Origin of the sequence: Chromobacterium sphagni (assembly GCF_001855555.1) — a bacterium.
Lineage (GTDB): Bacteria > Pseudomonadota > Gammaproteobacteria > Burkholderiales > Chromobacteriaceae > Chromobacterium > Chromobacterium sphagni.
This window is the reverse complement of record NZ_MKCT01000061.1, coordinates 204,546-227,779: the sequence shown is the minus strand read 5'-3', so window position 1 is coordinate 227,779 and position 23,234 is coordinate 204,546. Positions and strand designations below refer to the sequence as shown.

Annotated in this window: 17 protein-coding genes; 4 read left to right on the top strand and 13 right to left on the bottom strand. The window is 60.3% G+C overall.

What is annotated here, in order from left to right; translation table 11 throughout:
• The 7 genes from BI344_RS19200 to gltB form a co-directional block, all read right to left on the bottom strand.
• A partial coding sequence (locus BI344_RS19200; protein ID WP_071114404.1) for an ABC transporter permease occupies positions 1-552 on the bottom strand: 552 nt, incomplete at its 3' end.
• Between the two features lie 235 nt (positions 553-787).
• Complete coding sequence (locus tag BI344_RS23265; protein WP_083370298.1) at positions 788-2,653, bottom strand: FkbM family methyltransferase; 1,866 nt, start codon at positions 2,651-2,653, stop codon at positions 788-790.
• Between the two features lie 30 nt (positions 2,654-2,683).
• Positions 2,684-3,817, bottom strand: a complete 1,134-nt coding sequence (gene wecB / locus BI344_RS19185) for a non-hydrolyzing UDP-N-acetylglucosamine 2-epimerase (protein ID WP_071114401.1) — start codon at positions 3,815-3,817, stop codon at positions 2,684-2,686.
• The gene (locus BI344_RS19180; protein ID WP_071114400.1) at positions 3,810-4,820 is read right to left on the bottom strand and encodes a polysaccharide biosynthesis protein; all 1,011 of its coding nucleotides are present in this window, start codon (positions 4,818-4,820) and stop codon (positions 3,810-3,812) included. The genes wecB and BI344_RS19180 overlap by 8 nt, the downstream gene beginning before the upstream one ends.
• A 19-nt stretch (positions 4,821-4,839) precedes the next feature.
• Entirely contained in the window at positions 4,840-5,694 is an 855-nt protein-coding gene (locus BI344_RS19175) for a dTDP-4-dehydrorhamnose reductase family protein (protein WP_071114399.1), read from the bottom strand.
• A 655-nt stretch (positions 5,695-6,349) separates the two neighbouring features.
• Complete coding sequence (locus tag BI344_RS19170; protein ID WP_071114398.1) at positions 6,350-7,765, bottom strand: FAD-dependent oxidoreductase; 1,416 nt, start codon at positions 7,763-7,765, stop codon at positions 6,350-6,352.
• Between the two features lie 65 nt (positions 7,766-7,830).
• Positions 7,831-12,279 carry a glutamate synthase large subunit gene (gene gltB / locus BI344_RS19165; protein ID WP_071114397.1) on the bottom strand — a complete coding sequence of 1,483 codons (4,449 nt, stop codon included), beginning with the start codon at positions 12,277-12,279 and terminating at the stop codon, positions 7,831-7,833.
• 282 nt (positions 12,280-12,561) lie between these two features.
• Here gltB and BI344_RS19160 point away from each other — a divergent pair, with 282 nt between their 5' ends.
• Both BI344_RS19160 and BI344_RS19155 read left to right on the top strand, forming a co-directional pair.
• Positions 12,562-14,070, top strand: coding sequence for a phospholipase D-like domain-containing protein (locus tag BI344_RS19160; RefSeq protein WP_071114396.1), 1,509 nt, complete (start codon positions 12,562-12,564; stop codon positions 14,068-14,070).
• Positions 14,071-14,474: 404 nt separating this feature from the next.
• The gene (locus tag BI344_RS19155; RefSeq protein WP_071114395.1) at positions 14,475-16,730 is read left to right on the top strand and encodes an arginine/lysine/ornithine decarboxylase; all 2,256 of its coding nucleotides are present in this window, start codon (positions 14,475-14,477) and stop codon (positions 16,728-16,730) included.
• 60 nt (positions 16,731-16,790) lie between these two features.
• Here BI344_RS19155 and BI344_RS19150 read toward each other — a convergent pair whose 3' ends face one another.
• The 3 genes from BI344_RS19150 to BI344_RS19140 all read right to left on the bottom strand — a co-directional run bounded on the left by BI344_RS19150 (position 16,791) and on the right by BI344_RS19140 (position 19,209).
• On the bottom strand, positions 16,791-17,459 hold the full coding sequence (locus BI344_RS19150; RefSeq protein WP_071114394.1) for a hypothetical protein: 669 nt from the start codon (positions 17,457-17,459) through the stop codon (positions 16,791-16,793).
• Positions 17,460-17,489: 30 nt separating this feature from the next.
• Entirely contained in the window at positions 17,490-18,413 is a 924-nt protein-coding gene (locus BI344_RS19145; protein WP_071114393.1) for a GGDEF domain-containing protein, read from the bottom strand.
• A gap of 130 nt (positions 18,414-18,543) precedes the next feature.
• Positions 18,544-19,209 (bottom strand): LysE family translocator, encoded by a 666-nt coding sequence (locus BI344_RS19140; RefSeq protein WP_239690856.1) that lies wholly within the window; start codon positions 19,207-19,209, stop codon positions 18,544-18,546.
• Positions 19,210-19,305: 96 nt separating this feature from the next.
• On the opposite strand from BI344_RS19140, the gene BI344_RS19135 reads away from it, so the two are divergent.
• A complete protein-coding gene (locus BI344_RS19135; RefSeq protein ID WP_071114392.1) occupies positions 19,306-19,860 on the top strand; it encodes a GNAT family N-acetyltransferase in 555 nt (184 codons plus the stop codon).
• A gap of 86 nt (positions 19,861-19,946) precedes the next feature.
• Here BI344_RS19135 and BI344_RS19130 read toward each other — a convergent pair whose 3' ends face one another.
• Both BI344_RS19130 and BI344_RS19125 read right to left on the bottom strand, forming a co-directional pair.
• The gene (locus BI344_RS19130) at positions 19,947-20,738 is read right to left on the bottom strand and encodes a ferredoxin--NADP reductase (protein ID WP_071114391.1); all 792 of its coding nucleotides are present in this window, start codon (positions 20,736-20,738) and stop codon (positions 19,947-19,949) included.
• Positions 20,739-20,768: 30 nt separating this feature from the next.
• Positions 20,769-21,176 carry an NUDIX domain-containing protein gene (locus BI344_RS19125; protein WP_071114390.1) on the bottom strand — a complete coding sequence of 136 codons (408 nt, stop codon included), beginning with the start codon at positions 21,174-21,176 and terminating at the stop codon, positions 20,769-20,771.
• A 67-nt stretch (positions 21,177-21,243) separates the two neighbouring features.
• Between BI344_RS19125 and BI344_RS19120 the strand changes: the two genes are divergently transcribed.
• On the top strand, positions 21,244-22,179 hold the full coding sequence (locus tag BI344_RS19120) for an isoaspartyl peptidase/L-asparaginase family protein (protein ID WP_071114389.1): 936 nt from the start codon (positions 21,244-21,246) through the stop codon (positions 22,177-22,179).
• On the opposite strand, the gene BI344_RS19115 is transcribed toward BI344_RS19120, so the two are convergent.
• Positions 22,176-23,231, bottom strand: a complete 1,056-nt coding sequence (locus tag BI344_RS19115) for an NAD(P)H-dependent flavin oxidoreductase (protein ID WP_071114388.1) — start codon at positions 23,229-23,231, stop codon at positions 22,176-22,178. The genes BI344_RS19120 and BI344_RS19115 overlap by 4 nt on opposite strands.
• Positions 23,232-23,234: the final 3 nt, after the last annotated feature.

Genomic DNA, 23,234 nt, shown 5'->3' with positions numbered 1-23,234 from the left:
GAACAACAGCATACCTAGCAACAACATGGCAGCTGTTACCCCCCAGAAATAAAGGGCTTTTGCAGGGTGTTCAAAAAACCAACCCTTGAAAAGAAATACTTCACGATATCCCTGAACAAGGTAATTTACAGGATTTAACGTAACTAAAAATTGGTACTTGGCAGGGAGCATTTTAGCATCCCAAAGAACCGGAGTTCCCCACAGGCCAATTTGCATCAAAATACTGATTACACCTTGAAAGTCTTTAATAAACACCTGAATGACCGATGCAACCATAGCTACGCTCAAAACAAAGACATAGAGCGAAATAAAATAATATGGCAGCTGTAACCAATATATATCAGGACGATGGCCTTTATATAATAACAAAGCGATCAGCAGGGCCGAATTGATCAAATGAACATAAAGTGAGGATGTGACCTTAACAATCGGCAGCAGCTCGGTCATGAATTGCATCTTTTTGACCAAAAAACTGTATTCCGTGATTGCATTGGAGCCAGAGATAATTCCATCACTGATATAAACCAAACAATCAATCCAGAAATCAGCCAAACATCAAACTCCACCCCAGAAACTTGGCCAGAACGAAATCCGACATTGAAAACGAACAAAAGGACCGCAATCGTGGAAAGCGGCGCGGCAAATGCCCAAAGCGCTCCCAAGTAAGTCCCAAGATAACGTCTCCGAAAATCGGACTGTACCAAATTCACAAAGATCGGCAAATACCGAAATATGCCTAAATAATTCACTGACCAATTCCCCTGCTTTCTTATATTTCGCTTATTCTTTAATTGAACCTGCGATAAACTCCACGAGCAAACCTGATAATGGGATTCATTTGATAACGAAGAAGACTAGATCTCAAAGAATCTGCCTGAATCTTCAATTCAGCATGTTCATGCTTCAAGACATCAGCTTCATTTCTCAAAATATCAAGATCGCTCTTGAGGCTGGCATTCTCAGCATTCATCGCACTCAAGCTTGTGGCAAGAGCTTTATTGATTACCGAAACAGTCTCTACTTCCTTCCTGGAGCGGCTGATTTCGACACGCATGGTTTCCAATACTGCAGCGGAACCCCCTGCCGACTCCTGTGCGCCAGCCTTAGCTTCAGCGTTTGCACCAACGAAGCATCTGCCGTCCGGCTCGACATGAAGCAGTTCGACCGCGTAGCCAAGCGAAGAAAGGGTATTAGACACCAAGACCGTGCAGAATATGGAATGCAGCTCCAGAAGAACAACGGGCCGATGTGCTTCCAAAGTTTTTATTGCTCCAAACAGAGCCAGGTGTTCAGAGCCTTCGATATCGATTTTTATGCAACGCGGAACCAGGCCGGTGTGCTCGACAAACTCGTCAATTGTGCACACCTCCACCGAAACCTCGGTAAAGCCCAAGGAGTTCAGCGTATCTTCTTGCAAGGTTGTATGCGCACCGTTCATGAAAGAAGCGCTGCTGACTCCAGCATCCACATCGCGGTGGAGCTTGAAGCTCGTTGTTCCGGATACTTCCGATACTGCAAACGGGAACACGCGGATGCGGTCGCTGATTTCCGGGTTTTCCGAGACATTTAATCTCAGACGATCACGATTGAAAGGATTGGGCTCAAAAGCGCAAACTTTGCCATTCGGACCGACCATCCGGGCAAATTGCATGCTGTTCACGCCAACGAAAGAGCCCAGATCAAAAACGACTTTCCCTCTCAGATCGTATTGCTCGATATAATTAGTCAGGAAATTATCGTAATTGCCATTCTCGTAATATTCCAGATAGCTATCGGTTGCGTAAAGCGAAATTCCATTCAGATTGCCCTGTGTGAATCTCCGCAATTCTGGCTGTTCCAATTGCTCGAGCACAGTTTCAAAACTTTCACGCGGCCACTCTTGCTTCAGCAGGCAGCCACGATTGCGTGCTCCATTCCAGCATTCGCTATATGCAAGCTCGCCCGTCCATTCGCTCGGAGCCTCTGCCGCGACGACAAAATAATGCCCTCGAGAAACTGCCTGATAGCCAAGATCTTTGAAATACTGTCTGAGGCTTTGCAGCGTGTAACGATTGCAATGCATCCCTTGCGTCTCTTCGATAAAGTCAGAAGAGTCCTTGCCTTGCTCGTTCAAACCTTCAGTCAACACATCGTTGTCTACCAGGAAGTCTGGCGTATTCACAATAATGACCGCCTTGCTGGACAGGCACGGTCTCAACAAGGTGAAAATCTCAGACAGCTCAGTGCGCGGGACATGCTCGACGAAATCAAGCATCATCACGATATCAATGGCCTGATTCTGTCCTTCTTGCTGTTTTTTAGCATAAGCGCGAACAAAATCAATCGCATCGGAACATACGATTTCCGGGCCAGAAATCGAGAATTTCTCGAGAAATTCTTGTGCAATTCGGCAAGCCGATTGAGAAAAATCTACGCCTGTGTAACTACGAACACCTTGCTCCCAAGCATACTTGATAGTTTCCCCACGACCAAAACCAAATTCAAGTACGTTTGCATCCAAAAAATTCACATGATCCAAAATCTCTCGATCATGCTCGCGCAACTCGCCCTTGATAAACGATTCAATGCCCTCTACACCATAAGCAAGAGTCTCGCCCTGCTCATTTTTTCGCAGAAAGTAAGAATCAGTATACTTCTCAACTAAATGTCCCACTGGGTATCCTTGTATAATTAATTCGGGGGCTCAAGCCTTAAGCTTTGACCATACAGTTCTATTAACGAAGTCGGTATAGCTCAATACGGTGCGTACGACCTTCGCAGAAACTTGCCCGCCTGCATAATCGGCTACAGTATTAGGCTTGAAGCCTTGCTGAGACGACTGTTCCGTTACAACGCTCACAGCATCCAATACACGTTCAGCCTTCAATCCAGTCATCACCAGCGTGCCTTCATCCATCCCCTCCGGCCTCTCGTGGGCATTGCGGATGGTTACAGCTGGCAGATTCAACAGAGAAGCTTCTTCCGTGATCGTGCCGCTATCAGACAAGATACAGAAGGCCTCCATCTGCAGTTTGATATAATCAAAGAACCCAAATGGCTTGAGGAATTTTATTTTTGAATCGATAGATTCGATTCCCAGTTTTTCCAAACGCTGCCGGGTGCGAGGGTGCGTCGAAACAATCACTGGCATATCGTATTGCTTAACCAACGCTTGCAAGGTATCCAGCAGATCTTGCAGGTTGGTAGTGGTATCGACATTTTCTTCGCGATGCGCGCTCACCAGGAAATAGTTTTTAGCCTGCAGCTGCAGCTTATCCAGCGCGGTTGACTGCTGGATCTTGGGCATGAAGTGGCTCAATACTTCCTGCATATGAGAACCAGTCTTAATGATTCTATCCGCAGGGATGCCTTCAGCCAGCAAATAACGACGCGCATGCTCAGTCAAAACCATATTGATATCACTCAAATGGTCCAAGACTTTACGATTCAGCTCTTCAGGCACCCGCTGATCAAAGCAGCGATTACCCGCCTCCATATGGAATACAGGGATTTTTCTGCGCTTGGCCGATATCACTGCTAGGCAAGAATTAGTATCGCCGTACAGCAACAGCGCATCCGGCTGCTCCTTTTCCAGCACTTCATCCGCTTTTTCTATTACACGAGCAATAGTTTGTGCCGCATTATTGCCGACGGCTTCAAGAAAATAATCGGGCTTTCGAATATCTAATTCATCAAAGAAAACTTGATTCAATTCATAATCGAAATTTTGTCCAGTATGCACTAAAACATGCTTGGTATGCTTATCAAACTCTGCGATGACTCTTGACATCTTAATGAGCTCAGGACGCGTACCAACAATAGTCATTACCTTAAGCATTCAGCTGCTCCTGAATGAAATCCAATGTCAGAAGTAATTTCTTCACGCCTTCGATATCTAAACGCTCGGTATTGTGCGATGTATAATCATCATACAGCGTGATCTCAGTTTCACCTTCGACAGAGAATTTGGCATAATTCAGATCGCGGTGGTCCGCAGGAATGCGGTAGTAGGCACCCATATCTTCCGCATGAGCGAGCTCTTCGCGCGAAACGAGAGACTCATAGAGCTTTTCGCCATGACGCGTACCAATAACCTGAATCTTATTGCTTTTAGCAAATAGCTCGCTCAATGCTTGAGCCAATACTTCGATAGTCGAAGCAGGAGCCTTCTGCACGAAGATATCGCCTTGGCGTCCATGCTCGAATGCATGCAATACCAGATCAACCGAGTCTTCAAGAGACATCAGGAAGCGGGTCATCGTCGGGTCGGTAACCGTTAATTGCTTACCCTCTTTCAGCTGGCTTACAAACAACGGAATGACCGAGCCTCGCGAAGCCATAACATTGCCATATCGGGTTGCGCAAAGAACGGTTTCGCCTTCGGTTCGCATTCTCGACTTGGCCACCATCAATTTTTCCATCATAGCCTTGGATATACCCATCGCATTGATAGGATATACCGCCTTGTCCGTACTCAGAACAATGACCCGCTTGACCTTATTCGCAATTGCGGCATTCATGACGTTTTCCGCACCCAGCACATTGGTGCGCACAGCTTCCATCGGATAAAACTCGCAAGAGGGTACTTGCTTCAAAGCGGCAGCGTGAAAGACATAGTCAACGCCATTCATTGCCTCATTCACGCTGTCATAATTCCTGACATCGCCAATATAAAACTTGAGCTTTGGATTATTCAAAGCAATCCGCATGTCTTCTTGTTTTTTTTCATCGCGGCTAAAGATACGAATCTCTTTTACATCAGTTGCCAAAAATCGCTTCAGTACCGCGTTGCCGAAAGAACCGGTACCGCCGGTAATCATCAAGGTTTTATTGAGAAACATCTTTATCTTCTCTTCCTGATTATATAAATTCACACATACGCTGAACCAGCGTCGACCAGTCTGGCGCTACATAGCCAGTCGCTTCTCTGAAGCGGTCAGCATTGAGAGATCGATCAATCACCAACGAATCATCAGGCAAAATCTCAATTTCTTTCCCATAGGCCGCGGCCACCAGGCTCAGCAAGTCAAATTTATTGATGGGCTGGGCGGCGACATGGTACAAGCCATGCAGGTCAGGACGACCCAACACCACATCGCGCACCACGCGTGCCAGCTCCACCGTCGGCAGACCTGAGAAAATGGCCTTAGTAAAGCCTTTGACTGTTTTTTGCTGCGCAAGGAACCAGCCAACCAGACTACGCTGCCCAGACAGCTCATGGCCGATAATCGACGTCCGCAGCGTTATCGCATGGGGATAGTCCACTTCGCCCAAAAGCTTGGAACGGCCATACAAATCATATGCATCAGGAAAATCAGATTCCAGATAATTGCCTTGCTTGCCTGAGAAGACACAATCTGTGCTGATATGCACGAGTCGAGCGCCGGCGACCTGACATAAGCCCGCCAAACGATGGGGGAGCAATGTGTTGATCGGTACGGCCTGCAAGGGGTCGTTGGCATCGGCGAGTTGCTTGACGAGGCCGACACAGTTAACGACGACGTCCGGACGCGTGGCGGCAAAGGCTCTGGCGAGCGAGTCATGGTTTTCCACATCGACGCCGATGACCAATCGCTCAGCCTGTTCGGCAGAAAAATGGCGGCGAGCATTCTCGCCGCGGGCCGTGCCGTAGACAATCAAGCCAGAGTCTTCTGATAAGACTCGGAACATGGCATTGCCCAGCATGCCTGTCACGCCTAGAACTAGAACTTTCATTGATGCCACTTCTCTGCTTCCGATTCAGTACATGGTTTGTTCATAACAACTCTGAGTGATCGCGGGCTCGAATATGCATTACAGATATGCCGTGCAGGATTATGCCATCGTCACGATTGCGTTTCTGAGCTTACCAAGCGGAGTACTGCTGTGCGGGGGTTGATCACCAGGGAAAGAATGATGGCGCTTCCGATTATAAAACACTTCTCGATATTCAAAAATGGTCTTGACTGGACCGCATACAAAAAGCATACCATCTCAGAATTGTGTCGCGAATCCCGATACGCTCAGGTAAGCAACGGCGCTTGAGCCGTCGGTTCGGCATTTTCTCTGCTCGGGCCTGTTATCCCCCGCCATGCTCAAACACTAGGCTAGCGATGCCAATAGCACTCCAAGTCGCATTGATCGCCAGCTAGTCACAGACTCAAAGCGCTGATCGGGATCGTCTGCTTTGCCTGGTGCGGCGCTCAGCCACGGGGAATGCCGCGCGAGCATGCGCAACCGCAGCCTGGAAACCACCATCTTCACCACTCAGACGCGGAAGTTTAGTCCCGCCGCGCAGTCTTGTATATTGGAACCTCCCGCCGGCGGCCTGGCCGGCCACGCTTGAAACCGGAAAACGCGGTTCAAACCCAGCCCGCCTGCCGTTGTCGCCTCACACGCAGTCGAAGTAACCCAGTATGCCTTCCGCCGCCTGCCGGCCTTCGAATACGGCCCTGACCACCAGATCGGCGCCGCGCACCATATCGCCGCCGGCAAAAATTTTCGGATTGTCCGTCTGATACGGATGCTTGCCGCCGGCCTGAACCAGCGTACGACCGTTGCCAGCGGTATGGATGCCCTGGGCCTCGAACCACCCAGCCGCCTCCGCCTGAAAGCCGAAAGCAATGATGACGTGGTCGCACTCGATGATCTCTTCGCTGTCTGGCGCCACTTCCGCATTCCTGCGCCCTTTGGCATCCGGCGGCCCAAGCCGGGTCTCCGCCAGTTTGACAGCCAGCGTGCCCCCTATCATCGGTTCGATGGCGATGGGTTGGCGATTCCACAGGAACTGCACCCCCTCCTCCCTGGCATTGGCGACTTCACGCTTCGAGCCGGGCATATTGGCTTCGTCGCGGCGGTAGGCGCAGATCACCCGCTTGGCGCCTTGGCGGATGGCGGTGCGGTTGCAGTCCATCGCGGTATCGCCGCCACCCAGCACCATCACCCGCTTGCCGCGCATGGACACCGGGACTTCGCCCTTGGGCAGCGTGCCCAGATTCTGTCGCACATTGTTGACCAGGTAGGGTAGCGCCTCCAGCACCCCCGGGCTGTCTTCGCCCTGGAAGCCGCCCTTCATGTACTTGTAGGCGCCCATGCCCATGAAAACCGAGTCGTGCTGCTTGAGCAGCTTGTCGATGGAAATATCTTTGCCCACTTCGGTATTCAGAACAAAGCGCACGCCCATCCCTTCCATGATTTCTCGCCGGCGACGGATCACCTCCTTTTCCAGCTTGAATTCCGGAATGCCGAAAGTCAGCAGGCCGCCGATCTCTTCGTAACGATCGTAGACCACCGGCTTCACCCCGTTGCGCGCCAGCACGTCGGCGCAAGCCAATCCAGCAGGCCCCGCGCCAATCACCCCCACCGTCTTGTCAGTCCATACAACCTTGGACATGTCCGGTCGCCAACCTGCCTTGAACGCCTCGTCGGTAATGTACTTTTCGATACTGCCGATAGAGACCGCGCCGAAACCACCCTGGTCCAGGGTACAGGCTCCTTCGCACAAACGGTCCTGCGGACAGACGCGGCCGCATATCTCCGGCAAGCTGTTGGTCTGGTGCGACAACTCCGCCGCTTCGAACAGCCGGCCTTCCTCCACCAGCTTCAGCCAATTGGGAATGTAGTTGTGCACCGGGCACTGCCACTCGCAGTAAGGGTTGCCGCAAGACAGGCAGCGGCCAGCCTGGTCAGCGGCATCCACCGCGTGCAGCGGCTGATAGATTTCCTTGAATTCGATCTTGCGCACGGATGCGTCGATCTTGTCGCCCGGGTTGCGCGACAGCTTCATGAATTGGAATACATCGGACATCTTGTTCTCTCCCGCAGGGATGGGCGGCGCCTTCCCGCGCCGCCGCGTATCGATTCAACCGGCGCTTAGTCTTTCAGCAGGCTTTCCAGCTTGGCCGCCTTGGGCTTCACCAGCCAGAAGTAGTCGACGTAGTCGTCGAAGTTCTGCAGCATCGCGCGGCCGGTTTCCGATCCGGTCAGCTCCACGTGCTTGGCGATCTTCTCCAGCAGGTAGGCGCGGTACATGCCCATCGCCTCGCCGTTGATCAGGTGGATGTCGATCAGCTCGTTGTTGTAGCGGTAGGCGAATTTCTCGCCTGGATCGTAGACAAAGGCGAAGCCCCCGGTCATGCCCGCGCCGAAGTTGTAGCCGGTTTCGCCCAGCACCACCACGGTGCCGCCGGTCATGTATTCGCAGCAGTGGTCCCCCGCGCCTTCTATCACCGCCAGCGCGCCGGAGTTGCGCACGCCGAAGCGCTCGCCGGCGATGCCGGCGGCGAACAGCTGGCCGCCAGTGGCGCCGTACAGACAGGTGTTGCCGATGATGATGGATTCGCTGGCCTTGTAGCCGGCGTCCCTGGGCGGGTAGATGGTGACGCGGCCGCCGGCCATGCCCTTGCCGACGTAGTCGTTGGCGTCGCCTTCCAGCTCCAGATGCAAGCCGGACGCGTTCCACACGCCGAAGCTCTGTCCGGCGCTGCCGCTGAACTTCACTTTCAGGCAGCCAAACGGCAGACCGGCCGCGCCGTGGACGCGGGCGATCTCGCCGGACAGCCGCGCGCCGATCGAACGATGGGTGTTTTCGATGGCGTAGGACAGCTCGAGCATCTGCTTGTTATGAATGGCTGGCAGCGCGTCCTTCAGGATGGCTTCGGCCAGTTCGCCCTTGTCGAACGACGGATTGCTGGCGCTGATGCAGAAGCGCGGCTCGCTGTCGGGCACCGTGCCCTGCGACAGCAGCGGGCTGAGGTCCAGCTTGCGCTGCTTGTCGCTTTCGCCCTCCAGCAGTTCCAGCAGATCCATGCGGCCGATCAGCTCCTCCATGCTGCGCACGCCCAGCTTCGCCATCCACTCGCGGGTTTCGCGGGCGATAAACAGGAAGTAGTTGACCACCATCTCCGGCAAGCCGGTGAAGTACTTGGAGCGCAGCTTGATTTCCTGCGTCGCCACACCGGTGGCGCAATTGTTCAGGTGGCAGATGCGCAGGTATTTGCAGCCCAGCGCCACCATCGGCCCGGTGCCGAAACCGAAGCTCTCGGCGCCGAGGATGGCGGCCTTGACCACATCTAGGCCGGTTTTCAGGCCGCCATCGGTCTGCACCCGCACCCGGCCGCGCAAGCCGTTGGCGCGCAATACCTGCTGGGCTTCGGACAGGCCCAGCTCCCACGGCGAGCCGGCGTATTTCACCGAGGTCAGCGGCGAGGCACCGGTGCCGCCGTCGTAGCCGGAAATGGTGATCAGGTCGGCGTAGGCCTTGGCCACGCCGGCGGCGACAGTGCCGACGCCGGGCTCGGCCACCAGCTTCACCGACACCAGCGCGGTCGGGTTCACCTGTTTCAAGTCGAAGATCAGCTGCGCCAGGTCCTCGATCGAATAAATGTCATGATGCGGCGGCGGCGAGATCAGGCTGACGCCTTCCTTGGCGTGGCGCAGCCGCGCGATCAGGCCGGACACCTTGTCCCCCGGCAGCTGCCCGCCCTCGCCCGGCTTGGCCCCCTGCGCCACCTTGATCTGCAGCACCTCGGCGTTGACCAGGTAATGCGGGGTGACGCCGAAGCGGCCGGACGCCACCTGCTTGATCTTGGACATCTTTTCGGTACCGTAGCGCGCCGCGTCCTCGCCGCCCTCGCCGGAGTTGGAGCGGCCGCCCAGACGGTTCATCGCGATCGCCAGCGCCTCGTGCGCCTCCGGGCTAAGCGCGCCCAGCGACATGCCGGCCGAATCGAAGCGCTTGACGATAGCCTCCACCGGCTCCACCGCGTCGATGTCCAGCGCCTGCTCGGCCAGCCTGAGGCTCATCAGGTCGCGCAGCATCGCCACCGGGCGGCTATTCACCGTTTCGGCGTATTGCAGATAGGCGGCGTAGTCGTCGTTCTGCACCGCTTTCTGCAACTGTGTCACCACGTCGGGGTTGTAGGCGTGGTATTCCTCGCCGTGCACGTACTTGAGCAGGCCGCCCTGAGCGATGCCGCGCATCGGGTTGAACGCCAGCCGCGCCAGTTTCTTCTGGTCGGCCTCGAAGTCGTCGAAGCCGGCGCCCGACACCCGCGACACGGTTCCCTTCAGGCACAGCGCCACCACATCCTCATGAATGCCCACCGCCTCGAACAGCTGCGCGCCGCGGTAGGAGGCGATGGTGGAGATGCCCATCTTGGACAGCACCTTGAGCAGGCCCTTGTTGATGCCCTTGCGGTAATGCTGCAACGCCTCGTTGGCCTTGAGATCCACCTCGCCGCTGCTCACCAGCTCGATGATGCTCTGATAGGCGAGGTAAGGGTAAACCGCGGTGGCGCCATAGCCCAGCACGCAGGCCACCTGGTGCGCGTCGCGCACCGCGGCGGTCTCCACCACGATATTGGTCTTGCAACGTAGGCCAGCGTCTATCAGCGCGTGATGCACGGCGCCGGTGGCGAACAGCGCGTGGATCGGCAGGCGCTGGCCGGTGACATGGCGGTCGGACAGCACCACCACCACCGTGCCCTCCTCCACCGCCTCCACCACATGGCGGGTCAGGCTGACGATGGCCTCGCGCAGCGTGGTTTCATCCGGGTCGTAGCACAGGTCGAAATTGGTGGCCTTGAGATAGGGCTCCGGCCGGGTGGTGACGCGGGTGAACTTCTCATGGCTGAGCACCGGCGAGCGCACTTCCAGCCGCTTGGCGTGTTCCGCGCTCTCCTCGAACATATTGCGTTCCGGGCCGAACACGGTGTTCAGCGACATCACCACCGCCTCGCGGATCGGATCGATCGGCGGGTTGGTCACCTGGGCGAACTGCTGACGCAGGTAGTCGAACGGCGAACGCACGCGCTGCGACAGCACCGCCATCGGCGTGTCGTCGCCCATCGAGCCCACCGCCTCCTGGCCGTCCTCGGCCAGCACCCGCAGGATTTGGTCGCGTTCCTCGCGGCTGAAGTTGAACAGCTTCTGCAGCCGGGACCGCTCTTCCTTGGACAAAGCCTCGACGCCGGCGTCGTCCTCTATCGACAGCTCCAGGTACTTGGCGCTGTCCTTGATCCACTGTCGGTAGGGCTTGGCGCTTTTCAGCTGGGCGTCGATCTCTTCCGGCAGCAGCAATTCGCCGCTGGCCAAGTCGGCGCCGAACAGCTGACCCGGCTTGACCCGGCCCTTTTTGACCACGTCCTTCGGCCGGTAGTCCCACACACCCACTTCCGAAGCGATGGTGAGGATGTTGTCGCGGGTCAGCACCCAGCGCGCCGGACGCAAGCCGTTGCGGTCCAGCATGCAAGCGGCGTAGCGGCCGTCGGTCAGCACGATGCCGGCCGGACCGTCCCACGGCTCCATGTGCATGGAGTTGAATTCGTAGAAGGCGCGCAAATCCTTGTCGGTGCTGTCGACGTTCTGCCAGGCCGGCGGCACCAAGAGGCGCAGCGCGCGAAACAGCGGAATGCCGCCCATCAGCAGCCCTTCCAGCATATTGTCCAGGCTCATGGAGTCGGAGCCGTCGGTCTGGACGATGGGACGCACCGCGTCCATGTCGAGGTGCGGCGAGGCCATGATGCGCTCGCGCGCCCGCGCCCAGTTGCGGTTGCCCTGCACGGTGTTGATCTCGCCGTTGTGGGCGAGGAAGCGGAACGGTTGCGCCAGCTTCCATTGCGGCCAGGTATTGGTGGAAAAGCGCTGATGGAATACCGCCAGGCTGGATTCGAAACGCGGATCAGCCAGATCGGGGAAAAACACCGCCAGGTGATCCGGCGTCACCAAGCCCTTGTAAGAGATGGTATGCGGCGACAGCGTGGGCAAGTAGAAATGCGGGTCGTTCTCACGATTGGCCTTTTCCGCCAGCCGGCGGCCCATGTACAGCCGACGCTGGAAAGTCAGTTCATCCATGCCGAATGGACAGTTGACGAACACCTGGACGATGGCCGGCAGCGAGGCCAGCGCGGCACCGCCACAGGCGCTGTTGTCGGTCGGCACCGCGCGGAAACCGGCCACTTCCAGCTTCTGCGCCTCCAGGTATTCCTTCAGCCGCGACAAACTGCGCTCGCCGGACGCCGCTTCGGGATGGTGGAACACCAGTCCGGCGGCGTACACTGACTTGAGCGCGATGCCCGATTCGCCGGCCACTTCGCGCAGAAAGCCATCCGGTTTCTTGAACAACAGGCCGCAGCCATCGCCCGACTTGCCATCCGCCGCCATCGCGCCGCGGTGGGTGAGCTTGGCCAGCGACGAAATGGCGGTGGCCACCAGCCAATGGCTGGGCTTGTCGTCCAACTGGGCGATCAGGCCGAAGCCGCAGCTGTCCTGTTCAAACTCCGGTTTATACAATGTGCCTTGCAAGCAGCGCTGTCTGTCCATTTCTCTGCCTATTTATACTTTGTAGTGATGGTTTCGATTCTAAGGGCAAGATCGCAGCCGCCGCAAGCCGCACTGGCGCAGCGCAACATTCGTTTAACTTCAATCACTTAACATGCAATCAATTGATTTTAAATGTAATTACACTACTAAAAAACTGCGCTCTTATTGATTTTTTGAGACATGATTTTTCAAAAAAACGACAGTTTTTCACCATGAGAAACAGATACAAAGCAGCCTTTTTGGCAATATTTTGTATTTTGTCTGACAAAATTCAATAAAATCATGAACCACGACGACCAATCCGCTTCCACATTGCAATTCGTCCGCCAGTTGGCCGAACAGGCGCTGTCGCGCTCCGCCGGCGCGCCGCTGACCGGCGGCAACCGCGTCGAACTGCTGTATGACAGTGCCGGCAACTTCCCGGCCTGGGAAAACGCCATCGCCGCCAGTCAGGATTCGGTTTTTATTGAAATGTATATTTTCGCCAATGACCAATTTGGCGAGAAAATCCGCAACATTCTTATAGATAAGGCCAAACAAGGCATCCAGGTTTGTCTCTTGTACGACTGGCTGGGTAGCTGGCGCTCGCATCTGTCCAGTTTCTTCAAACCTCTGCTGGAGGCCGGCGCCGAAGTGCGCGCCTATCACCCGCCCAGCCTGGGCGGCGGCCTGAGCCTGTTGGGACGCAACCACCGCAAGATGATCATCGTCGATCGATGCCAGCTGTTCGTCTCCGGCCTGTGCATCAGCGCCAGCTGGCAAGGCCAGCCGGACAAGGGCCTGGCGCCCTGGCGCGATACCGGCCTGGCGCTGCAGGGTCCGCTGCTGATGCCGGCGCTAGCCGCCTTCGCCGACAGTTGGGCCAGCTGCGGCGCGCCGCTGGCGCCGCGCTGGCTGCAGCCCGTCGAGAAGGAAACCGGCGGCGCCGTGGCGGCGCGGCTGATCGCCACCACCCCGTCCACCGCCAAGATGATGCGGCTGGACCTGCTGATAGCCAGCTTCGCCCGCCAGACGCTGTGGCTGACCGACGCCTATTTCATGGCCACCAGCCTGTATCTGTCGGCGCTGAAGCAAGCGGCGCGCGACGGCGTGGACGTGCGCCTGCTGGTGCCGCGTTCCAGCGACATCCGCTGGATCGCCACCGTGTCGCGCACCCAGTACCGGCCGCTGTTGGAAGCCGGGGTGCGGGTGTTCGAATGGGACGGGCCGATGATCCACGCCAAGACCGCAGTGGCCGATGGCCGCTGGGCGCGGATCGGCTCCACCAACCTCAACCTGTCCAGCTGGCTGGTCAACCGCGAGCTGGACATCGCGCTGGAAGACGAGGGCCTGGCCGACGAACTGGCCGAGCGTTTCTTGCTGGATCTGGAACAGTCCACCGAGATCGTGCTGTCCGAACGCCGCCGCCCGATGCCGACCCAGCCGCGGGAGAAACGCCGGCGCGGCAGCCCCAGGGAAATCGCGCTCAGCGGCGCCAGCGCCGCCGCGCGCCAGGCGATACGCATCGGCGACGCGCTGGGCGCGGTGGTTCATGGCAGCCGCATGGTGGAGAGCAGCGAGGCGCCGGCCTTTCTCAGCATAGGTGCGGCGCTATGCCTGCTGGCGCTGGCGATAGGCTATTTCCCCTGGCTGGTGGCCGCGCCGCTCACCCTGCTGCTGGCGGTCAGCGGCATAGGCGTGGTGTTCAAGGCCGGCAGCCTGTATCTGACCAGACGGAGAAAAAAACAACAGTCGGCGCTGCCCGCCGCAAGCGGCCGGCCGCCGCAGCCGCCATCGTCCGACTGCCAATGAAAACAGCCATTTATTTGCTGGCTACAGCCTGGACCGCGGCGACCGCAGAGCCTGCGCGGCCGCCGGCATTGTTGCGGTTGGAAGTTTTTTGCGCCTGCGGCCATGCTGCATAACAACATGACAAGCAAAAGGTCTACAATGCGCGCTTCTTGGGATGTTCTCCAGGCCGGCTGACGTGAAGCAACCGCAGGTTGCCAGGTACGGACCGCGGCGCAAAGCGACCCTGTTTTATTCGCGCCTCAAGGCCAGCCTCCAGGGCGGCGGCGAAGATCCGTTCTTCAGCCCGTGCGTACAGATTCTGCGCCCCACGCGCACCGAGTGACGCTGCAGCGATGCGGGCCGCCAGGTGGCGCCACCCCGGCCCCATCCGCAGTGTCCGAGTTAACAGCAACAAGGACTCAGGTATGCGTTTTCATTTCCCCATCGTGATCATCGACGAAGACTTCCGCTCGGAAAACACCAGCGGTTCCGGCATCCGCGAACTGGCCGCCGCCATGGAGGCGGAAGGCATGAGCGTGATCGGCTACACCAGCTACGGCGATCTCACCTCCTTCGCCCAGCAGCAAAGCCGCGCCGCCGGCTTCATCCTGTCGATAGACGACGAGGAATTCCACACCGAGGATTCCGCGCAGCAAGCGCTGGGCAATCTGTACGGCTTCGTCGCCGAGATCCGCCGCCGCAACCCGGACATCCCGGTCTACCTGTACGGCGAAACCCGCACCGCGCGCCACATCCCCAACGACATCCTGCGCGAACTGCACGGCTTCATCCACATGCACGAGGACACGCCGGAGTTCGTCGCCCGCCACATCATCCGCGAAGCCAAGAGCTATCTGGACAAACTGGCGCCGCCGTTCTTCCGCGCACTGGTCGACTACGCGTACGACGGCTCCTACTCCTGGCATTGTCCCGGCCACTCCGGCGGCGTCGCCTTCCTGAAGAGCCCGGTCGGCCAGATGTTCCACCAGTTCTTCGGCGAGAACATGCTGCGCGCCGACGTCTGCAACGCGGTGGACGAGCTGGGCCAGCTGCTGGACCACACCGGCCCGATCGCGGCCTCCGAACGCAACGCGGCGCGCATCTTCAATGCCGACCACCTGTTCTTCGTCACCAACGGCACCTCGACGTCCAACAAGATCGTCTGGCACAGCTGCGTGGCCGCCGGCGACATCGTGCTGGTGGACCGCAACTGCCACAAGTCCAATCTGCACGCCATCATGATGACCGGGGCGATACCGGTGTTTCTGATGCCGACCCGCAACCATTACGGCATCATCGGGCCGATCCCGAAATCCGAGTTCCAGCTGGACACCATCAAGAAAAAAATCCTCGCCAACCCCTTCGCCCGCGAAGCGCTGGAGAAGAGGCCGGGCGCCAAGCCGCGCATCCTCACCATTACCCAGTCCACCTATGACGGCATCCTGTACAACGTCGAGGAGATCAAGGGCCTGCTGGACGGCGAGGTGGACACCCTGCACTTCGACGAAGCCTGGCTGCCGCACGCCAGCTTCCATGACTTCTACGGCGACTTCCACGCCATAGGCGAAGGCCGCCCGCGCTGCGAAGACAGCCTGATCTTCTCGACCCAATCCACCCACAAGCTGTTGGCCGGCATCAGCCAGGCTTCGCAGATCCTGGTGCAGGACCCGCAGAACCGGCAGCTGGACACCGCCTGGTTCAACGAGGCCTACCTGATGCACACCTCGACCAGCCCGCAATACTCGATCATCGCCAGCTGCGACGTGGCGGCGGCGATGATGGAACAGCCGGGCGGCCAGTCGCTGGTGGAGGAATCGCTGGTGGAGGCGCTGGAATTCCGCCGCGCGATGCGCAAGGTGGACGAGGAATACGGCCGCGACTGGTGGTTCGGCGTATGGGGCCCGGATGACCTGTCCGACGACGGCATCTGCGATCCGGCCGACTGGACGCTGAAGCCCGATGAGCGCTGGCACGGCTTCGCCGGCATCGAGGACGGCTTCAACATGCTGGACCCGATCAAGGCCACCGTGCTGACGCCGGGACTGTCGGTGGACGGCAGCTTCGAGGAAATGGGCATTCCGGCCGCCATCGTCACCAAGTACCTGACCGAGCACGGCGTGGTGGTGGAAAAGACCGGCCTGTACAGCTTCTTCATCATGTTCACCATCGGCATCACCAAGGGCCGCTGGAACACGCTGATTTCGCTGCTGCAACAGTTCAAGGACGATTTCGACAAGAACCAGCCGATGTGGCGCGTGATGCCGGACTTCGTCGCCAAATACCCGCAGTACGAGCGCGTCGGCCTGCAGGACCTGTGCCAGCGCATCCACGGCTTGTATAGCAAGCATGACATCGCCCGCCTCACCACCGAGATCTACCTGTCCGAGATGGAGCCGGCGATGCGCCCGTCCGACGCCTTCGCCAAGATGGCGCACCGCGAGATCGAGCGGGTGCCGGTGGAGCAGCTGGAAGGCCGCGTCACCGCGGTGCTGCTGACCCCCTACCCGCCCGGCATCCCGCTGTTGATCCCGGGCGAGCGCTTCAACAAGACCATTGTCGACTACCTGCGCTTCGCCCAGGCGTTCAACCGCGAATTGCCGGGCTTCGAAACCGACGTCCACGGCCTGGTGGCGGTGGAGGTGCAGGGCCGCAAGACCTACTGCGTGGACTGCGTCAAATAAGCGCAAGCCGCCGCAAACCAGACGACCGGGCCCCGCGCCCGGTTTTTTTATCGCCGGCAGTCAGCGGCGGCGCACGCGCCGCGCGATGGAAACCGTCCACCCCAGCATGGCGGCGCCAATCGCGACTAGCACCGCCGCCGCGGCATAGGCGTCGATAGCCAGCAACCAGCCGCCAAACAGCAGCAAGGACGCGCCCAGCAAGCCCAGGAACACCACAGCCAGCCACCCCGCGGCCGGCGCCATCGTCCAGCCCCAGCCAGGCTGCGCCTTGCGATGGCGCAACTGCTCCTGCGGCGGCAGCTTTCCCAACCACCACGCCTGGAAACCCAGCAATGCGGTCAAGCCCACCAGCGACAAGCCAGCGATGAAGCTTCCAGACTTGAGCAAGCCGTCAAACAGCAGATCGCCGAACAAGCCATACAAAAACAGGCCCCAACCGGCGGTTGCCGTTATTTTCCGCCAGCGCTCGTAAGCGGGCCTGGCCGGATCGCCGCCGTACTCGGCCGCCAGCGGCAGCAGGCAGGCGACGGCGGTCATCACCATCGCCAGCTCCAGCATGGCGCCGGCCAGCCCATGCAGATGCAGCCCGGCGCCGTGCTTGGCCGGTATGAAAAAATCGTCGCGCCGGCTGCTATAGATGGCGTAAGCCAATGCGGCAAAGGCCAGCGCGATCCGCTTGGCCTTGTCCTTTGCCGTCAGCCGCGGGCCGGGTGCCTCCATTTGTTCCATCTCTCCTCCCCAAGCGGTAGCGGGACCGGACTACAGCCTGACCCGCCAAGTATTGCGGCCGCCGGACTTGGCCTGGTACAGCGCCTCGTCCGCTCGTCCCAGCGCCGCCATCATCTCGTCGCCGGCGCGCAGCAGCGTCATCCCCACCGAGCAGGTATAGGAAAACGACGGCACGTCGGCCAGCGGCCTCGAGGCCTGCACCTCGACCAGCATGGCCTGTATCCTCGCCTCAGCCTCGGCCAGCGCGCTGCCGGGCAACAGCAGCAGGAATTCCTCTCCGCCCAGCCTGCCCAGGCTGTCGTGCGGCTTCAACAAAGGTTGCAGCCGGCGCGCGAAATCGCGCAGCACCTCGTCGCCGGCCAGATGGCCCTGCAGATCGTTGATCAGCTTGAAATTGTCCAGGTCCAGGATGGCAACCGCCGCCGCCCCGCAGCCGCCGGCGAGAAATTGCGCCAGCATGCCTTCCAGCTGCTCCAGGATGTGGGCGCGGTTGCCGATGCCGGTCAAGGGGTCGGTCAGGGCGGCGCGCTGCGCCATGTCGCGCGCCTGGCGCAGTTCGCGCTCGCCCGCGCGCAGATTGGTGATGTCGCAAGCCACGCACAGCATCCAGCCGCCCGGCTGCATGGTTTCCGTCATCCAGATCCAGCGGCCGTCGACCAGATCGCTCTCGAAAGCGCGGAACGGCTGCTTGGCGCGCCGCGAGCGGGCCGACGCCAGCCAGGCCTCGAAATCGCGCGCCTGGATCAGCGTGCCGCGGCCGCCATGGTAATTGCGCCGCATCATCTGCTCCCAGTTGATGCGCTCATGCGGCGCCACCTCCAGCGCCGCGCAAAAAGCCGGATTGGCGTAGCGCAAGAAGTCATGCTCGTCAAACAGGGAGATCAGCAGCGGACTGTCCTGCTGCAAGGAAATCAGGCGGGAGGCGATATCGTCTGCTTGGCTGGCTGGCTTCATATGCTTGCGTCCGGCAATTGCCCAAGGCCCGCGCTGGCGCGGCCCGCCGCCGGCCCGGGCGGGAGGCGGTCATTAGCCATGGTAGAGCAAAACCGCCGCCAGGGTTAAGCCGGCCTGGCCGCCGCCGCGCTCACTTCTGCCCGGCGAACAAGAGGCGCATCGCCAGGCCTCCGAACACGGTAGCCAGCAGATACTGCGGCCAGCGCCCGGCAGCGCCGGCCCCCAGCAGCCTGCCCATGCGGCTGCTGGCGACGATCACCAGCGCGTTGACGGCGAAACCCACCAGGTTGAGCACCGTGGCCAGCATCAGGATCTGCAAGGCCACCGATCCTGCGCGCGGATCGACGAATTGCGGAAACAGCGCCAGCACGAACAACGCCATCTTGGGATTGAGCAGATTGGTGGTCAGCCCCTGCAGCACGATGCGGCCCAGCGGCTGGCCGGCGGCGGATGCCGATGGCGCGCGCAGCACGCTGCGGCTCTTCAGGGTGGTCCAGGCCAGATACAGCAGATAGCCGGCGCCGGCAATGCGCACCGCGTCGTAGGCCAGCGGCACCAGCACGAACAATTGCGCCAGTCCCAATGCCGCCAGCAGCGCGTGGCAATAGGTGCCGAGCTGGATGCCGAACAGGGTGGCGAAACCGGCGCGCAGGCCCTGTCCGGCGCTGCGGCTGGCGATCAGCAGCATGTCGGGGCCGGGGGTCGCGGCCAGCGCGAGACAGGCGAGGATGAACAGCAGCAGGGTGGACAAAGTGGGCATGCGCGGCGCTCCGAAGTCGGTGACGAAGGCATTCATGATACCGATATCATCCCGACGCAAACAACCGCGCCGGCATGGTTTGAAGACCGGCGGCATTTACGGTATATCTACTTGTCCTGGCAAGGAGGATGGATGAACTTCCCCATACTGCATACCCAGCGGCTGACGCTGCGCGAAATCCTGATGGACGACGCGCCGACGCTGCTGGACATCCACGGCGACGCCGACGCGATGCGCTGGTACGGCACCGACCCGCTTTCCACGCTGGAGCAGGCCCGGCAGATGGTGGAGAAATTCGCCGGCTGGAGAAGCCTGCCCGCGCCCGGCGTCCGCTGGGGGCTGGCCTTGAACAGCGGCGGTCCGCTGATCGGCAGCATAGGCCTGTTCAAATGGAATACCGGCTGGCGCAGCTGCGCGCTGGGCTACGAACTGGCGCGCGGCCAGCAGGGGCGGGGCTTGATGGCGGAGGGGCTGCGCGCCGCGCTGGCCTGGGGTTTCGAGCATATGGCGCTGAACCGGATCGAGGCCCAGGTGCATCCAGACAACCTGGCCTCGCTGAAACTGCTGGAACGGCTGGACTTCAAGGTGGAAGGCCGCGCCCGCCAGGCCGGCTTCTGGCTGGACCGCTACCAAGACCTGATCAATCTGTCGCTGCTGAGCGAGGAAAGCGCGCTGACCGCGGTTTGAAAGCAGCGTTGCGCCTCCTTGCCGCGCGCGTGCGCTGGCAGCGGCGGCGCGCCTTGGCTCAGGGCCTTGCGCGCAGCTCTCAACGCTTACCAGCCGTTTTCCAGCACGATGTGGCCGGGCGCGTTCTGCCGGGTCATCCGGTAACCCATCTTCATCAGCTGGCGGTGGGTATCCTCCACCATCTTGGGGTTGCCGCACAGCATGAAGCGGCTGTTTTCTGGCGACAGCTGCAGGCCGGCCCGTTGCGCCAGCCTGCCGTCTTCCAGCAGCTGCGGGAAGCGGGCGTCCAGCATGCCGGCCGGCGCGTCGCGGGTGACTACCGGCAGGTATTGCAATTTGTGGCCGTGCTCGCCCCACAGCGGATGCTGACACAGCGCGGCGATTTCAGCCTGGAACGACAGCTCGTCGGCATTGCGCACGCAATGCGACAGGACGATATGCTCGAAGCGCTGCCATACCTCCGGCCGCTGCAAGATGGACAAATAGGGAGCGATGCCGGTGCCGGTGGCCAGCAGCCATAGATCGCGGCCATCCGGCAACCTGTCTTCCTGGAAAAAACCCAGCGCCTTCTTGTCCAGCATCACCTGGCCGCCCGGCGCCAAGCTGGCCAGCAAAGGGCTGAACAGGCCGGACTCCACCACGATGGAATAGAACTCTAGATGCTCGTCATGCTCCGCCGAGCACATTGAATACGCGCGCCACACCTGGCCGCCGTTCTCCAGCGGCAGTCCCAGCCGGGCGAACTGGCCGGCGGCGAAACGGAAGCTGGCAGGCCGCGTCAGCCGGAAGCTGATCAGCTTGTCGGTCCAGCGATGCATGTCGAGTATGGTTTCGGTGGTGTATTTCTGTTGAATCTCGGCTTCCAGCGCGGCATTCATGACGGGGCAACCATTAGTTGAGTAATTCACTCAACAATTATGCCCCAGCGGTTCGCGCCTGCCAAGCCAGTCGGCCAACTGCGGATGCAGTTGAGCGGGAGGCAAGGCACGCAAGGCTTCCAGCGACATCGGCAGCAATTCCGCCACCTCTCTCCCCAGGCGCCAGCATGCCGGCAACGCTCCGCGAAACAGCGCGCAATACTCTCCATCCAGTTGCCGGTAGCCCAGGGCCTCCAGCGCCAGGCCACTGATGCCGAGCTCCTCTTCCAGCTCGCGCACAGCCGCTTCGCGCGGATTCTCTCCAGATTCCATGCTGCCGCCTGCGGCAAAATCCAGGCAAGCCGGGTAGCTGCCATCATCCAAGGCGCGGCGTTGCCACCAATAGTCTTGTCCGTCGTACAACAGGATCAGCGCGCTCTTCGCAGCATCGTTAGCCATGCTGGTTCTCTCCGCCAAAAAGCCCCATTCTATTCAGATATCCGTTCATCACGAAAAGGACTGACCCATGACCATCGCCCTAGCCCTGCACGGCGGTGCCGGCACGCTGCGCCGCCAAGATATGAGCGCCGAACAGGAAAAGGCCTACCGGAAAGGTTTGCAACAGGCGCTGGATGCCGGCCATGCGGTGCTACTTGCCGGCGGCAGCGCGCTGGACGCGGTCTGCGCCAGCGTATGCGCACTGGAGGACGACCCGCTGTTCAACGCCGGCCGCGGCTCGGTGTACACACTGGACGGCAAGCAGGAAATGGAGGCGGCGGTGATGGACGGCAACCGCCAGGACGCCGGCAGCGTCACCGGCCTGGCCGGCGTGCAGAACCCGGTGCGGCTGGCGCGCGCGGTGATGGAGCAAAGCCCGCACGTGACGCTGGGCTTTGCCGCCGCCGAGGATTTCGCCCGCCGCATCGGCGCGCCGTGTCGGCCGCCGGAATACTTCCACACCGACAAGCGCTGGCAGGCGCTGCTGCTGGAGCAGGAAAGGCTGGCCGCGGGCGGCAGCGACGCCGACATCCCGGAAGACCGCAAGCACGGAACGGTGGGCGCGGTGGCGCTGGACACGCAAGGCTGGCTGGCGGCGGCCACCTCCACTGGAGGGCGCACCGCCAAGTGGCCGGGCCGCATCGGCGACACCCCGGTGATAGGTGCCGGCACCTGGGCCGACGGCCATTGCGCGGTGTCCGGCACCGGCCATGGCGAGTACTTCGTCCGCGTGGCCGCCGGCCACGAGATATCGGCCCGCATCCGCTATCTGGGCGAAACGCTGGAACAGGCCTGTGATGTCGTGGTGCAGCGCGACTTGCCGCGGTTGGGAGGTACCGGCGGCGTGGCGGCGGTGGACAGGCAAGGCCGGGTGGCCTTGCCCTTCAATTGCGAGGGCATGTACCGCGCCGCCATTGATGGCCAGGGCCGGCGCATCGTGGCCATCTACAGGGAAGACGGCTAACGGTAAGCCGCCTGCCACTCCAGCAGCAACTGCCCCATCAGCTCCGCCGCCGGCAATTCGCGCGCCTGCGCCACGCCTTCGCCGGCCCATAGCGACATCATGTCGCTGCGCCCGACCTTGGAGGCGGCGGCGCGCATTGGGCCGGTCAGCGCGTTGGTCACCGGATAGGCCGGCAGTTGATCCTGCCACTGGGCCATTTCCTCCATATAGCGGTTGTCCAGCCCGCGGGCCATCCGGCCGGAAAAGGCGCGCGTCAGCCGCGTCGCGCCGGCCTTGGCCGCCGCCAGGCCGTACTTCCACGGCTGGGATATGGCGGACTCCGGGCAGCGCAGAAAAGCCGTACCCAGCTGGCAGGCCTGGGCGCCGTGACGCATGGCGCCGGCGATATCCTTGCCGCTCATGATGCCGCCGGCGGCGATCACCGGCACCGGCAGATTCTGCGCCAGCTCGTAGACCAGCGACAGCATGGGCCTGAGCGACTGCTCCTGCGGCCCGATGAAGGTGCCGCGGTGGCCGCCGGCTTCCCGCCCCTGCGCGCACACCGCGTCCGCGCCCAGTCGGGCCCAGGCCAATCCCTCGGCCAAATTGGTGGCCGTGCCCACCACCAGGATGCCGGCCTGCTTCAGCGCTTGCATCTGCTTGCCGTCCAGGATGTCAAAAGTGAAGCTGGCCAACGCCGGCCGCAGTTCCAGCAGCGCCTCGAATTGCTGGCCGAACGGTTGGCAATAACGCTCCGGCGCCGCCGGCGGCGGCAGGCCCAGCTCGATATGCCATGGCGCCAGCAGCCGCAACGCCAACTCCAGCTCGGCGTCATCCGGAGCCGGCGGCTCCTGGATGAACAGATTGATGCCGAAAGGCCGGTCGGTCAGGCCGCGTATCTTCGCCGCCTCCTGCCGGATCTGCTCAGGCGCCAGCATCGCGCCGGCCAGAAACCCCACTCCGCCGCCGGCGGAGACCGCGGCCACCAGCTGCGGCGTGGTCGCCCCGCCCGCCATCGGCGCCTGTATTACCGGAAGCTTGAGCTGCAATCGCTGCCAGAGTGCTGAAGACATCAC

Excerpts from the sequence above, each read along its gene's own strand:
- wecB (WP_071114401.1), bottom strand. The coding sequence starts at position 3,817 with ATGCTTAAGGTAATGACTATTGTTGGTACGCGTCCTGAGCTCATTAAG.
- BI344_RS19180 (WP_071114400.1), bottom strand. The coding sequence starts at position 4,820 with ATGTTTCTCAATAAAACCTTGATGATTACCGGCGGTACCGGTTCTTTC.
- BI344_RS19175 (WP_071114399.1), bottom strand. The coding sequence starts at position 5,694 with ATGAAAGTTCTAGTTCTAGGCGTGACAGGCATGCTGGGCAATGCCATG.
- BI344_RS19170 (WP_071114398.1), bottom strand. The coding sequence starts at position 7,765 with ATGTCCGATGTATTCCAATTCATGAAGCTGTCGCGCAACCCGGGCGAC.
- gltB (WP_071114397.1), bottom strand. The coding sequence starts at position 12,279 with ATGGACAGACAGCGCTGCTTGCAAGGCACATTGTATAAACCGGAGTTT.
- BI344_RS19160 (WP_071114396.1), top strand. The coding sequence starts at position 12,562 with ATGAACCACGACGACCAATCCGCTTCCACATTGCAATTCGTCCGCCAG.
- BI344_RS19155 (WP_071114395.1), top strand. The coding sequence starts at position 14,475 with ATGCGTTTTCATTTCCCCATCGTGATCATCGACGAAGACTTCCGCTCG.
- BI344_RS19150 (WP_071114394.1), bottom strand. The coding sequence starts at position 17,459 with ATGGAACAAATGGAGGCACCCGGCCCGCGGCTGACGGCAAAGGACAAG.
- BI344_RS19145 (WP_071114393.1), bottom strand. The coding sequence starts at position 18,413 with ATGAAGCCAGCCAGCCAAGCAGACGATATCGCCTCCCGCCTGATTTCC.
- BI344_RS19140 (WP_239690856.1), bottom strand. The coding sequence starts at position 19,209 with ATGAATGCCTTCGTCACCGACTTCGGAGCGCCGCGCATGCCCACTTTG.
- BI344_RS19135 (WP_071114392.1), top strand. The coding sequence starts at position 19,306 with ATGAACTTCCCCATACTGCATACCCAGCGGCTGACGCTGCGCGAAATC.
- BI344_RS19130 (WP_071114391.1), bottom strand. The coding sequence starts at position 20,738 with ATGAATGCCGCGCTGGAAGCCGAGATTCAACAGAAATACACCACCGAA.
- BI344_RS19125 (WP_071114390.1), bottom strand. The coding sequence starts at position 21,176 with ATGGCTAACGATGCTGCGAAGAGCGCGCTGATCCTGTTGTACGACGGA.
- BI344_RS19120 (WP_071114389.1), top strand. The coding sequence starts at position 21,244 with ATGACCATCGCCCTAGCCCTGCACGGCGGTGCCGGCACGCTGCGCCGC.
- BI344_RS19115 (WP_071114388.1), bottom strand. The coding sequence starts at position 23,231 with ATGTCTTCAGCACTCTGGCAGCGATTGCAGCTCAAGCTTCCGGTAATA.